Source organism: Vibrio sp. 1CM2L (genome assembly GCF_023161695.1).
In the GTDB taxonomy this organism is placed as follows: domain Bacteria; phylum Pseudomonadota; class Gammaproteobacteria; order Enterobacterales; family Vibrionaceae; genus Vibrio; species Vibrio coralliirubri.
The window spans coordinates 59481-72442 of record NZ_JALNTT010000008.1 but is presented as its reverse complement, the minus strand read 5'-3'; the positions used below and the strand labels follow the sequence as shown (position 1 = coordinate 72442).

The 12962-nt window shown below is 46.7% G+C and carries 10 protein-coding genes; 4 read left to right on the top strand and 6 right to left on the bottom strand.

The features are described 5' to 3' along the window. Nucleotides 1-73: 73 nt before the first annotated feature. From gspG to gspC, 5 genes are all read right to left on the bottom strand, one after another. Nucleotides 74-517: a type II secretion system major pseudopilin GspG gene (gene gspG, locus MSG34_RS20870; RefSeq protein ID WP_017062485.1), complete on the bottom strand. Its 444-nt coding sequence runs from the start codon at nt 515-517 to the stop codon at nt 74-76. Between the two features lie 87 nt (nt 518-604). Further along, nucleotides 605-1825, bottom strand: a complete 1221-nt coding sequence (gene gspF, locus MSG34_RS20865; RefSeq protein ID WP_048607621.1) for a type II secretion system inner membrane protein GspF — start codon at nt 1823-1825, stop codon at nt 605-607. Between the two features lies 1 nt (nt 1826). After that, complete coding sequence (gspE, locus tag MSG34_RS20860) at nt 1827-3329, bottom strand: type II secretion system ATPase GspE (protein ID WP_050619715.1); 1503 nt, start codon at nt 3327-3329, stop codon at nt 1827-1829. Continuing rightward, nucleotides 3329-5353, bottom strand: coding sequence for a type II secretion system secretin GspD (gene gspD, locus MSG34_RS20855; RefSeq protein WP_048618586.1), 2025 nt, complete (start codon nt 5351-5353; stop codon nt 3329-3331). The genes gspE and gspD overlap by 1 nt, the downstream gene beginning before the upstream one ends. 41 nt (nt 5354-5394) lie before the next feature. Further along, nucleotides 5395-6276: a type II secretion system protein GspC gene (gene gspC, locus MSG34_RS20850; RefSeq protein ID WP_048607614.1), complete on the bottom strand. Its 882-nt coding sequence runs from the start codon at nt 6274-6276 to the stop codon at nt 5395-5397. A gap of 331 nt (nt 6277-6607) precedes the next feature. Between gspC and hslR the strand changes: the two genes are divergently transcribed. The 4 genes from hslR (at nt 6608) to MSG34_RS20830 (ending at nt 11979) form a co-directional block, all read left to right on the top strand. After that, complete coding sequence (gene hslR / locus MSG34_RS20845) at nt 6608-6994, top strand: ribosome-associated heat shock protein Hsp15 (protein WP_048607611.1); 387 nt, start codon at nt 6608-6610, stop codon at nt 6992-6994. Between the two features lie 18 nt (nt 6995-7012). Next, nucleotides 7013-7891: an Hsp33 family molecular chaperone HslO gene (gene hslO, locus MSG34_RS20840; RefSeq protein WP_050619713.1), complete on the top strand. Its 879-nt coding sequence runs from the start codon at nt 7013-7015 to the stop codon at nt 7889-7891. Nucleotides 7892-8228: 337 nt separating this feature from the next. Next, nucleotides 8229-9854: a phosphoenolpyruvate carboxykinase (ATP) gene (gene pckA / locus MSG34_RS20835; protein WP_017062492.1), complete on the top strand. Its 1626-nt coding sequence runs from the start codon at nt 8229-8231 to the stop codon at nt 9852-9854. 154 nt (nt 9855-10008) lie between these two features. After that, nucleotides 10009-11979, top strand: coding sequence for an AsmA family protein (locus tag MSG34_RS20830; protein WP_248339240.1), 1971 nt, complete (start codon nt 10009-10011; stop codon nt 11977-11979). Between the two features lie 37 nt (nt 11980-12016). Here the strand turns inward: MSG34_RS20830 and MSG34_RS20825 are convergent, their stop codons facing one another. Next, nucleotides 12017-12952, bottom strand: coding sequence for a bifunctional GNAT family N-acetyltransferase/hotdog fold thioesterase (locus MSG34_RS20825; RefSeq protein WP_248339239.1), 936 nt, complete (start codon nt 12950-12952; stop codon nt 12017-12019). Nucleotides 12953-12962 lie beyond the last annotated feature (10 nt).

Genomic DNA, 12962 nt, shown 5'->3' with positions numbered 1-12962 from the left:
GACTCCATCTGTTTACGTCCTACCATCAATCACGTATCAAGCAACAATAACGAATCAAACAATAAGCTGAAGCTTATTGGAAATCCTGCATGTTCCAGTTACCAATATCCGCAGCAATACCTTCACCACCTTCTTGGCCATCAGCACCAAGAGTGAAAATATCGATAGTGCCGTTATCACCAGGGCTTAGGTATTGGTACTCGTTACCCCATGGGTCGTTTGGCAGACGCTTGATGTAGCCACCGTCGCGGTAGTTGCGAGGTTCTGGGCTGCTTGGCTTAGAAACCAATGCATCAAGACCTTGATCCGTTGTTGGGTAAACGCTGTTATCCAGTTTGTACATATCTAGCGCGTTCTCTAGCGCCACGATATCAGTGATGGCTTTTTGTTGGTCTGCCTTCTCTTTGTTACCCAATAGGTTAGGTACAACAAAGCTCGCCAATACGCCAAGGATAACCACAACAACCATCACTTCTAATAGAGTAAAGCCTGATTGTTTCTTCATTCTGTTTTTCATTATTTTCTCCAAATTACAGACAGCGAGTGAAGGTAATAATGTCCTTCTTCTCGATAATCCAAAAACTAACGTCTTATAAGCGGTTGGTTAGCCGCTCATTAAATTATTCATTTCAAGCATCGGCATTAGAGTCGCCATCACAATGAACAGCACTAAGCCTGCCATCAAAGCGATAAGTGCTGGCGTAAAGATACCTAACGCGATATTCACGGTCGATTCAAAGCTTTGGTCTTGGTTGTCCGCCGCTCTTGTCAGCATCTGTTCCAACTGACCACTCTGCTCACCACTGGCGATCATATGCAGCATCATTGGAGGGAAGAGTTTGGTTTGATCGAGCGCTTTACGCAGGCTTGCCCCCTCTCTAACACTGTCTGACGCCTGCAGTACTTGCTGCTTCACATGGTGATTCGACATCACATCTACCGCAACCTTCATCCCTTCAAGGATAGGAATCGCACTCGAGGTACAGATAGAGAGTGTTCGTGCAAAACGAGAGGTATTAATCCCTTTCGCGATCTTGCCGATCAGTGGAATGCTTAATAGCTTGCGATCCCAACTCATGCGAACACCCGGCTTTTTCAGCGCGGTCTTAATCAACACAATTACACCGATGATCAACAACAGTAATTGGATGCCCCAATCCTGGATAAATTCACTCGATGCTAATAAAAATTGTGTCGATTGAGGAAGTTCTTGGCCCATTTGGATAATCGGCTCAACGATCTTAGGTACCACGGTTGCCAACAGGAACGAAACAATCGTCACCGCAAACACCACCAGCACTACTGGGTAGATCATCGCTTGCAGCAACTTAGAGCGCATCTTTTGACGGTTTTCTGCGTAATCAGCCAGTCGCTCCAATACCGCATCTAAGTGACCTGATTTCTCACCAGCTGCGACCATAGCTCTAAACAGTTCATCAAAGATGTGAGGGTAATCAGCCAAGCTATCGGCTAGCGAATAACCTTCCGTTACCTTCGAACGAACCGCCAGTAACATGGTTCGAATTCGAGGTTTTTCCGATTGCTCGGCAACGGCCTTCAAACACTCTTCTAGCGGCATACCAGATTGAACGAGCGTCGATATTTGTCGAGTAATCAAAGCAAGGTCAGGCGTGCTGATACCACGCTTAAAGCTGGTCGAGGGCTGTGCACCTTTCGCTGTTTTGGCCTTGGCTTCGGTCATCTCAACCGGCATCAAGCCTTGTTCCTTTAAGCGTTGGCGAGCCTGACGAGCGTTATCCGCTTCAATCGAGCCTTTTTTGCTTTTACCCTTGGCATCCAGTGCTTTGTATTCAAATGCCGCCATACTAGACTTCCTTGGTCACGCGCATCACTTCTTCTAGGGACGTTACCCCTTTCAGAACTTTGCTCAAGCCATCATCTCGAATACTTGGTGTTGTGCCACGAATTGCTTTCTCAATCGCCTGTTCGCCAGCCTCACTGTGAATCAGCTCTTGTACCGAATCGTCAATCATCAAGAGTTCATGAATACCGGTACGGCCTCGATAGCCTTTGTGGCTGCAGCTTTCACACCCTTTGGCATGGTAAAGCGTCAGGCTGTCTTTCTTCTTAAACCCAAACAGCTTTTTCTGCTCTTTGTCCGCTTCATAAGGTTCTTTACAGTCGTTACACAGGGTGCGAACCAAGCGCTGAGCCAAAACACCCAGCAGCGAAGAAGAGATCAAGAAAGGTTCGATGCCCATATCACGCAGACGCGTGATCGCACCGATTGCCGTATTGGTGTGAAGAGTCGACATTACTAAGTGACCGGTTAAAGAGGCTTGAACAGCGATCTCTGCGGTCTCCAAGTCACGTATCTCACCAATCATTACCACATCGGGATCTTGACGAAGAATGGCACGTAAACCACGCGCAAAGGTCATATCAACCTTAGGGTTTACCTGCGTTTGGCCAATACCATCAATATCAAATTCGATTGGATCTTCAACGGTTAAGATATTTCGCTCGTTGCTGTTGAGTTCTTGCAGGCCGGCGTACAAGGTCGTTGATTTACCAGAACCCGTAGGACCGGTAACCAAGATAATGCCATGTGGGCGCTGAATAAGCTTACGGAAGTTTTCGTGGTTCTCTGCCGTCATGCCTAAACTGTGCAGGTCTAGACGAGTAGCATTCTTGTCCAACAGACGCATTACCACACGCTCACCGTGTGATGAAGGCATGGTTGATACGCGAACGTCGACCGCTCGACCACCAATACGCAGAGAAATACGACCATCTTGTGGCACGCGTTTTTCCGCAATGTCCAATTTAGCCATAACCTTCACACGCGAAACTAACAGCGGAGCCAGTTTACGGCTCGGCGCCAACACATCACGTAACACACCATCAATACGGAAACGGATAGACAGTGACTTCTCGAAGGTTTCGATGTGAATATCCGAAGCACCTTCTTTGATCGCCTCACCCAACATCGCATTGATTAACTTGATGATTGGCGCATCGTCTTCCGATTCGAGCAAGTCTTCATCTTGTGGCAGCTCTTCAGCTAGTGAGAAGAAGTCATCGTTGTCAGCACCAATGTCTTCCATTAGCTGACGAGCTTCCGACGAGTCACGCTGATAAGCATCGGTCAATTTTTTATCAAATTCGTCTGCGCTGATCGCTTGTGGCGTGAAGCCATTTTTCACCACGCGACTTACTTCAATGATCGCTGCCGATTTCAGAGGTTCCACATAGTAAAGCACCGGCGCACGCTCTGGGTGCTGATATTCCAACACCATCTTATAGCGATTCGCAAAGCTAAACGGCAAGCGCTGATAAGTACGTGCCGCCCCTACCAATTCAGCCATTATTCTGTTTCCATTTGATCGATGAAGGCTTGGATTTCAGCCGGATGATTCATATCGGCACCAAATTTAGGCAATACCGGGATATTATCGTCATCCAACAGTTTCAAACCTTGCTCTGCCTTGTACAACTGCTCTGCTCGGATGAAGTTGTATTTACGCTGAGTGATACCATCCGCCGTCATGCCATCACGAATAATGGTTGGCTTAATGAATACCATTAGGTTCTTTTTCTCAACCTGAGTACTGGTTGATTTGAACAGGTGACCAAGCACAGGGATATCACCCAAGAATGGCACCTTAGATTCACTTTCCAATGCACGCTCGTCAATCAAGCCACCAAGCACCAGCATTTGGCCATCTTGAACAATCACCGACGTATTCAATTGACGCTTGGCAAAACGCACATCAACCGCACCGTTTGCGCCTAATACGTTCGATACTTCTTGTTCAATATTCAGCTGAACCGAATCGCCTTCGTTGATTTGTGGCACCACTTTAAGCTTGATACCCACTTCTTTACGTTCAACCGTCTGGAATGGGTTATCGTTACTTGAACCTGCCGTTGAGCCAGTTAGAACCGGAACCTCTTCACCCACAATGAACGACGCTTCGCCGTTATCCATTACTGTGATGCTTGGAGAAGATAGGATATTTGAGTTGGAATCGGTTGCTACCGCACTGATCAAGGCTGTCCAATCGCCCATCACCACACTCATTGCGGCGCCATTAACGCCTGAAAGAGCGGTGGCTAAGGTTGAGTAGTCACCGTCTTCAGTAGTCGTTTCGTTTCGTAGGAAGTTATTATTCTCATCATAAACCGCAGTTGTCGTTTCAGTATCTTTAGCTTCTTCTAAACCAACCATGACACCACCAATCGATGCACCAGTATTGCTGTACTGAATCATGGAACCCGTTTCTAGGTTACCCCATTGCACACCAAGATTTACGCCGTCGCCTTCTGCCATTTCAACAATCAGCGCTTCAATCAATACTTGAGCACGACGGATATCGAGTTGAGCGATCACATCTTGCAGCGCGTTCATGATGTCTGGCTGTGCAGTAATAACCAAAGAGTTGGTATCACTGTGAGCTGAGATCATTACTTGGTTACGTTGCGATGAGCTGCCTTTGGTTGAAGATTGTTTCTCCGACTGTAGGTTGTCCGACACGCCTTTCAGTACATCGACTAAGTCTTCTGCTTTTGCGTATTTAAGGTAGATTACCTGGTTGTTGCCTTTGGTTGCCATTTCGACATCAAGCTGCTCGATAAGCTTTCTTAATCGGCTACGAACCTTAGGGTCACCTGAAATAAGGATCGCATTAGTACGCTCATCAGCAACCAATTTAGGTTGTAGGAAGGCAGGTGTATTCTTTGCGTCGGTAGTTTTACTCAAAGCATCAACAATACGTACCATCTCTGCCGCTGATGCATTCTTTAGCTCAACGACTTCAATCTCTTTGTCACCCGCTTGGTCAACACGCTTGATGATTTCAGCTAAACGGTTTACTACCGCCGCTCGGCCTGTAATAAGGATGATGTTGGCTGGGTCGTAGTGCACAACGTTACCCGCGCCAGCATTGTCGTTCAGTTGACGAAGCAGAGGAGAAAGTTCACGAACCGAGACATTACGTACCGTCACAACACGCGTGACTACACTGTCGCCAGTGATCGAATCACGGTCACCGACGACTGGAATTGCCGAGGTTTTAGAGTCTTTGGCTTTGATGATCTTAAGAACACCCGAGTCCATTTCAACGACCGCGTAGCCATACACCTCTAATACGTTTAAGAAGAAGCTGTAATATTGCTCTTCATTCAATACGTCGTAGCTGCGTACATCGATTTTTCCGCGCACCGATGGATCAACGATGATGGTCTTCTCTAGGTTACGACCAACAATATTAATAAACTCTTGAATATCAGTGCCTTTAAAGCTGGCACTAAAATCACTCGCGATGGCTGCGGGTGTGCAGATTAAGCTTCCTGCCAATAACCATGCACTTTTCTTAAACCAATGCTTCACGTACTTCTCCTACACTTTCGTCCTTCGTTAGACGCAAAGTTTTAAAATTCAATAAACACTTCATGTTGTTGACCATCTCTCTCTACGACGAGGTTTAGCTCTGTCAGCTCTGAGATAGAACGGAATATGTTGCCCATAGCGGCGGGGTCAGTCAGGTCTTGACCATTTAACTGAGTAGCAATATCTCCGTTTTGGAGCCCTACTGAGTTAAAAAGTTCTGAATCTTTGCCAGGGCTCACACGATAACCAATAACGCTATCATCGCGCTTCACCTGAGACAGTCGAACATATTGGAAGATTTGTTGCGGATCTTTCATTATCTTCGCTTTAATTTCATCAAGCTTCTCTTCTGCAGAAGCCGGGTTGTTACCACGAACTGAAGAAGAGCTACGAGGTGGCGCAGGCGCTGATACGGCCAGACGCTTGTACTCGATACCTTCAAGCATCAAGGTTTCGTCTCGTCCTGAGTTATCAATGATCACGCGATCGATTAATACCGCTTTTAACTTAGCTCGGGTGCCTTCAATTTCTTCGTTAATTCCGTAAGTCGCTTGTGTACCGCGATTGGCAATCACCGCTAAGCTCAGTTTTGGATTCGAGCTTGCTACTGCACCCACTAAAACGAGGTTTAATCGCGTCTTAGGCGCATCTTGGATAACTTGCTGTTCAACCACAGCCGGCGTGCTTGGGTTATAAGCACCAAACATGTTGCTCTGCTGCAAAGAAGAGATATCAAGGGTCGATTGAGGTGCTGAAGATGATGAAGCCGTTGCTGCCCAAGGCGCGACAGTTTGCTCGGCAGGTTCGATAAACCATGCAAGCTGTCCTAAGATCCATGCGGAAGCTGCAATCAATACACAACAGGTCGCTAAGCTTAGTTTCTGCTGAAGTACAAATCCATTCTCTAATAAGCGGCTCAACATAGGAGAATTCCCTACGCGATTTTTGAGCTCTAAAAAGTTCACTTTCCTAGTCCCTTTTCATGACGACAAACGCTGCAAATCATTAAACTTTCAGCTTTTTTATTCATTCGTTCGATACCAAGCTTATTTAAGCAATAAGATCCTGAACTATATCATAGCAAATCGATAAATCGGCATAACATGGCTATTTTGTATTATGACTTGAAAAAAATGCCAACCGCCTCCACTTTAAGCTTCTACTTAATGTGATAAGCATCATCAAAAACATGTTGCGCACTGTTCATTACAGTTAAACCGCATTCATTTCTCACTTAATAAGGCACAGCCCTATATGAAAACTGCTAATGAAGCTGTCAGACTCGATAAATGGTTGTGGGCAGCTCGTTTTTACAAAACCCGGTCTATTGCTCGCAACATGGTCGATGGTGGTAAAGTCCACTATAATGGTCAGCGCAGCAAGCCAAGTAAAATTGTCGAACTTGGGGCTGTGATTACACTGCGCCAAGGTAATGAAGAAAAGACGGTAACGATCGAGAAAATCTCAGCCCATCGTGGTGGAGCTCCGATCGCTCAAACCCTCTATGAAGAAACCACTGAGAGCTTGGCAAAAAGAGAAGAGTTTGCGACACAGCGTAAACTGAATGCTCATAACCCAGCTCCAGAGCGTCGCCCTGATAAGAAGCAACGTCGTGACATCATCAAGTTCAAGCATCAATAAGCTAGAAGGAATAGCCAAATGGCCAACAATGTTTTAAATCGCTACCTATTTGAAGACCTATCAGTACGTGGTGAATTGGTACAAATGGATGAAGCATACCAACAAATTATTTCTAGCAAGGAATACCCAGCACCAGTGCAAAAGCTACTGGGTGAGCTATTGGTATCAACAACGCTATTAACTGCGACCCTAAAGTTTGAAGGTTCTATCACGATGCAATTGCAAGGTGACGGCCCAGTATCTCTAGCAGTTATCAATGGCGATCACGATCAGAAGATCCGTGGTGTTGCTCGCTTTGAAGGCGATATCGCAGACGACGCTGGTCTACACGACCTAATGGGTAAAGGTCACCTAGTGATCACCATTGATCCTAAGAAAGGTGAGCGTTACCAAGGTATCGTTGGTCTTGAAGGTGACACGCTTGCACAAGTGCTTGAAGGCTACTTCGCTAACTCTGAACAGCTTAAGACTCGCCTATGGCTGCGCACTGGTGAGCATGAAGGCAAAGCACACGCTGCAGGTATGTTGCTACAAGTAATGCCTGATGGTACTGGTACTCCAGACGACTTCGAACACCTAGAGCAACTAACAGACACTGTGAAAAACGAAGAGCTATTCACTCTAGAAGCGAACGAGCTACTTTATCGTTTGTACAACCAAGAGAAAGTGCAGCTATTCACACCACAACCGGTTGAATTCTTCTGTGGCTGTTCACGCGATCGAAGCGCAGCAGCAATCATTACCGTTGCTCAAGAAGAGATCTACGACATCCTAAGCACCGAAGGAAGCGTTGGTCTACACTGCGATTACTGTGGCACAAACTACTCGTTCGACAAGAATGATGTTGATGCACTGTACGCAGAAGCAGCAGATAAAGGCAGCAATACGGTTCATTAATTTACGGCGTACCAAAAACACGTAATTTACCCCAAAAAGGTCAGCACTCAGCTGGCCTTTTTTGTGATCAAAATAGCGCAAACTCCGTAACATCTCGTAATAAAATCACCGCTTAATTTTAATCAATTAATAATGTTCTCGCCCCTAGCGCAAAGGTTTGCGTACAGGATAGACTAGTTGGGCCAATATGTGACGAGGCGCTTAAAACCCCATGGTTAATATGGATATTTTTTGAGCTGTATCCCTGTTTCCCCCGAGTCTCGTTGCTAGCATGGTGAGCAGATAACAATAAAAAATTAATACAAAATCCCTACAAAATATCCTACAAGGAGCACCTATGACCGTTATGGAACATACAAAGGCTGCACAAATTGATCTAACTAAGCACGGACTGACTGGCGTTACTGAAGTTCTTCGTAATCCTAGCTACGAGCAGTTATTCGTTGAAGAAACACTGCCAGGTTTGGAAGGCTACGAAAAAGGCGTAGTAACGGAACTAGGCTCTGTTGCGGTAGACACTGGTATCTTTACTGGCCGCTCACCAAAAGATAAGTACATTGTTAAAGATGACACGACCCGCGATACCATGTGGTGGTCAGATCAAGGCAAAAATGACAACAAACCGATTACAACTGAAGTATGGAATGAGCTGAAAGAGCTTGTGACAACTCAGCTATCTGGCAAGCGCCTGTTTGTCATCGACGGTTATTGTGGTGCTAACCCTGATACGCGCTTAAGTGTACGTATTATCACTGAAGTAGCGTGGCAAGCGCACTTCGTTAAGAACATGTTCATTCGTCCAACTGACGAAGAGCTAGCAACGTTCGAACCTGATTTCGTGGTAATGAACGGTGCTAAAACAACCAACCCTAACTGGGAAAAGCAGGGGCTAAACTCTGAAAACTTCGTTGCTTTCAACCTAACAGAGCGCGTTCAAATCATCGGTGGTACTTGGTACGGCGGTGAGATGAAGAAAGGCATGTTCGCAATGATGAACTACCTGCTTCCTCTGCAAGGCATTGCTTCAATGCACTGTAGTGCAAACGTTGGCGAGAAAGGCGATGTAGCCATCTTCTTCGGTCTATCTGGTACAGGTAAAACAACGCTTTCAACCGATCCTAAGCGTGAGCTAATCGGTGATGATGAGCACGGTTGGGACGACGATGGCATCTTCAACTTCGAAGGTGGTTGTTACGCGAAGACTATTCGTCTATCTAAAGAAGCAGAACCTGAAATCTACAATGCTATCCGTCGTGATGCACTACTAGAAAACGTAACGGTTCGTGGTGATGGTTCTATCGATTTTGATGACGGTTCAAAAACTGAGAACACTCGTGTTTCTTACCCAATTCACCACATCGACAACATCGTTAAGCCAGTATCAAAAGCCGGTCATGCTCAAAAGGTTATCTTCCTGACTGCTGATGCATTCGGTGTACTACCACCCGTTTCTAAACTGACTCCAGAGCAAACGAAGTACCACTTCCTATCTGGCTTCACTGCGAAACTAGCGGGCACTGAGCGTGGTATTACTGAACCAACACCAACGTTCTCTGCGGCATTTGGTGCGGCATTCTTAACTCTTCACCCAACTCAGTACGCTGAAGTGCTTGTGAAGCGTATGGAGGCGGCTGGCGCTGAAGCTTACCTAGTGAACACAGGTTGGAACGGTACTGGTAAACGTATCTCTATCCAAGATACTCGCGGCATCATCGACGCTATCCTAGATGGCTCAATCGACAACGCTGAGACTAAGGTTATCCCTATGTTTAACCTAGAAGTACCGCTAGCGCTGCACGATGTTGACCCAGCGATCCTTGACCCACGCGATACGTACACTGACCCTCTACAATGGGAAAGCAAAGCGAAAGATCTAGCAGAGCGCTTCATCAACAACTTTGATAAGTACACTGACAACGCTGAAGGTAAATCACTGGTTGCGGCTGGCCCTCAACTGGACTAACCCAATCATCTGCTCGGGCTTAGCCAAAAGCGAACGCCCAATTTAAAGTGATATTTTTGTAGCAAGCCCCTCTTTTGAGGGGCTTTTTTGTTGCTGCTTGCCCCTTTTTGTTCCACTCTGTTTTGAGACTATTGAAATTTAAGGCTCTCAGGGAATGAAAAAGGTATTCATGGTGTTCGGCATTGTGTTGGCTATCGCCGTTGTAACTATCGCAGCGTTGCTATTAAGCCTGCAGACCCAATACCGTGCGGATGTTGCTAACTTTTTTATCAAACATACGATTGAACAACCTGTACTCATTGAAGATGTTGAGTATCAGGCGCCTTATCACATCACCTTAATGGGCATTACCCAAAACCAACCAGAAAAGCAGACACCTCTGTATATCGACAAGATCGATCTTTGGTTCAGCCCCACCTCGATGACAGAAACCAAACTGGTCTTTGACTCTGTTTTGATCAGTGGCCTGCAGTTAGAGGCAGACGATCTAAAAACGCTGACTTCTTTATTTACCCAACCAGGCATCAAGCTCCACCAGCTGGCCATCAACAACCTCGACTTTTCGACGCCAGAGTTTAATGCGCGAGGCATCGACCTGCAGGTCTCCGACCCAACGTGGCACAACGACAGCTCACTTCTCCCTTATGGAAAAACCCAACTCTCTGCCTCACAACTGTATTGGCAAGGTGAAGCATTCGATAACCTGTTGATTGACCTAGACCTCAAGCCAAGTGACAGCACCCTTTATGGTGCGTCGTTTGACTGGCGTGGCGCCAAGATATCCGGCCAAGCAGAGCAGTATCAACAAGATTGGTCGTTAGTGAATGTGACCGTCGATGGCTTACGACTCAATCAGGAACAGACTCAAAGCCTACTAAGCAAAGAGTGGGATGTGGCAGGTATTCAGATCAATCACATCAATAGCTTAGATATTCTACGCAGCGACGTAGAGTGGCAAGATGGCCACCTCGCTGCCTTTGATGCCTCACTCGAAAATATCCAACTGTCTTTTGAAATCTGGAAGCAGCAGAAAGCCATTTTCTCTCTGCAGGCAGAAGGAGTGACCATTGATGATGACATGTTCATCGAGCCAAGCCTAAAGCTCAACCTAGAAGCAAACCGGATTCTGATTGAGGATTTCTATACTCAATTCCTACAAGGCACTGTTCAGCTCAATGGCGAAGTCACCCCTAGCAATATTGAATTAGCGCAGCTCGACCTGCAAGGGATCAAGTGGATTACCGAAAGCCAAGATAGCCCTCTAGTCGTAGCTCGACTAATACCTTGGCTTACACAACTCCAGAACGTCGAGATTAACCGACTTAACATAGAACGCAGCCAACTTATCCAACTCGCACAACAACCTTACTGGCAGGTCTCTGGATTACATGTCGAGGGGCATCAAGTCCAGCTGCTACAGGATAGAAAGCTAGGCCTGTGGCAAGGGAAGCTGATGGCGAGCGCCAATGATGCCAGCTATCAAAATATTCTCAGCGCACAGCCTGTGGTTGAGATGAATAGCGAACAAGGAAAATGGACGCTGACACGTCTGTTTGCACCACTCAGGAATGGCTACATTGAAGCCAATGCAACGCTCGATTTTAACCAAATCAGCAAGCCATGGAGCTTAGATATTTCTGCCGATGGGTTACCCATTGCGCCTATGCTGCAGCGACTTGAATTACCGCTCGATGCAACCGGGTATGGCGAGTTTGAACTTCAAGCCGCAGGTTTATATGGCGACTCACTGATGCTCGGTTACTCAACCACAGGGCAACTCGCTGGCAGCGTTCGCCAGGGTGTGATGACCTTTAATGACAAGCTTTCTGAAACATCGACTGATAACGTGTTTGAAATCCCAGAGCTTAATGCGCATTTTGACCGTGGGCGCTTCACTCTCGAACCGATGCACATTATTGGTGCATCAGCAGCAGAGCAAGGCGAACAAAGGGTTCAAACACTCAATGGCGAGGCTTCTGGAGAACTCGACTTGCTGAAAGCCGAGCAACACACCCTCTCGATTACCCTATCGGACCCATGTCATCAAATCTCAGGAAAGCTAACCCAAGCTGAGTATTCGGAGATTAACGACTGCCAACAAAAAAGCGCCACTCCTCAGGAGTAGCGCTTTCAGTCAATATCGCCAGTATTACCGGTGTTAGCTATTCGCTCACATTGGTATCTGTCGAGAGTACCTTTTTGTAGTCAGGGATCAGCATATAGGTTCCCGTAAACTCTACCGCTTCCACATCGCCGCTATGAATGATCACGTGAATGATGATACGTGCCTTTCTTCCTGACGCAAGGCGGTCCAAGTCGCCACTGATCCCATCCAATGAAGTAGAGGCAACAGGGTTTTGCTCAACCGGGTGACGATAACGAATATTACTGTCTGCCAGCACGATATCACCGGTCAGCCCGCGTTCTTTCATCAATAACCAAGTCATCCCCCAACCAGTTAAGGTCGCTAAAGTAAAGGCAGAGCCTGCAAACATGGTATTATGCGGGTTCAAGTTGGGATTCAGCTGAGCACTACACTCAAATTGGTAACCCGTGTATTGGTTGATCTTGATGCCCATCTTGTCGCTGATCGGGATCTGATGTTCCCAGCGCTGCTGAAGCTCATTACACCACTCAGGCTTGCGTAGAACGTCTGCCATTGGGTCAAGATGCTTAACCATCTGTTGGTGACGCACAGGGCCACGTTGATCGTTAATCTCACCGCGACGTTCAAATTCATTCTTCTCATAGAATGAGATCGCATCTTCGCGTGCATTACACACCAAGCGCTTAGCACCCTCTTGGCGAGCCAATGACTCAAGTGCGACTAGAATCAACGAACCCATGCCTTTACTTTGGCGAGATTTCTTCACCGCCATATAGCGGATCTGACCTTCCAGATCTGGGGTGATATACAGACGACCAATCGCCATCGGGCGACCACGACCATCAACAATCATGCGATGGTGACTCATTGGGTCATATTCATCGCGCTCAGAACCTACCGGCATTCGCCAAGGTTCACGGAGCATCTGCCAACGAAAATGGTAATACTTGTTTAGCTGATTTTCGGTGGTTGGTGTTATGAGTTTAAACATGCTTATTCCT

Excerpts from the sequence above, each read along its gene's own strand:
- hslR (WP_048607611.1), top strand. The coding sequence starts at position 6,608 with ATGAAAACTGCTAATGAAGCTGTCAGACTCGATAAATGGTTGTGGGCA.
- hslO (WP_050619713.1), top strand. The coding sequence starts at position 7,013 with ATGGCCAACAATGTTTTAAATCGCTACCTATTTGAAGACCTATCAGTA.
- MSG34_RS20825 (WP_248339239.1), bottom strand. The coding sequence starts at position 12,952 with ATGTTTAAACTCATAACACCAACCACCGAAAATCAGCTAAACAAGTAT.
- gspE (WP_050619715.1), bottom strand. The coding sequence starts at position 3,329 with ATGGCTGAATTGGTAGGGGCGGCACGTACTTATCAGCGCTTGCCGTTT.
- gspG (WP_017062485.1), bottom strand. The coding sequence starts at position 517 with ATGAAAAACAGAATGAAGAAACAATCAGGCTTTACTCTATTAGAAGTG.
- gspC (WP_048607614.1), bottom strand. The coding sequence starts at position 6,276 with ATGTTGAGCCGCTTATTAGAGAATGGATTTGTACTTCAGCAGAAACTA.
- gspF (WP_048607621.1), bottom strand. The coding sequence starts at position 1,825 with ATGGCGGCATTTGAATACAAAGCACTGGATGCCAAGGGTAAAAGCAAA.
- MSG34_RS20830 (WP_248339240.1), top strand. The coding sequence starts at position 10,009 with ATGAAAAAGGTATTCATGGTGTTCGGCATTGTGTTGGCTATCGCCGTT.
- pckA (WP_017062492.1), top strand. The coding sequence starts at position 8,229 with ATGACCGTTATGGAACATACAAAGGCTGCACAAATTGATCTAACTAAG.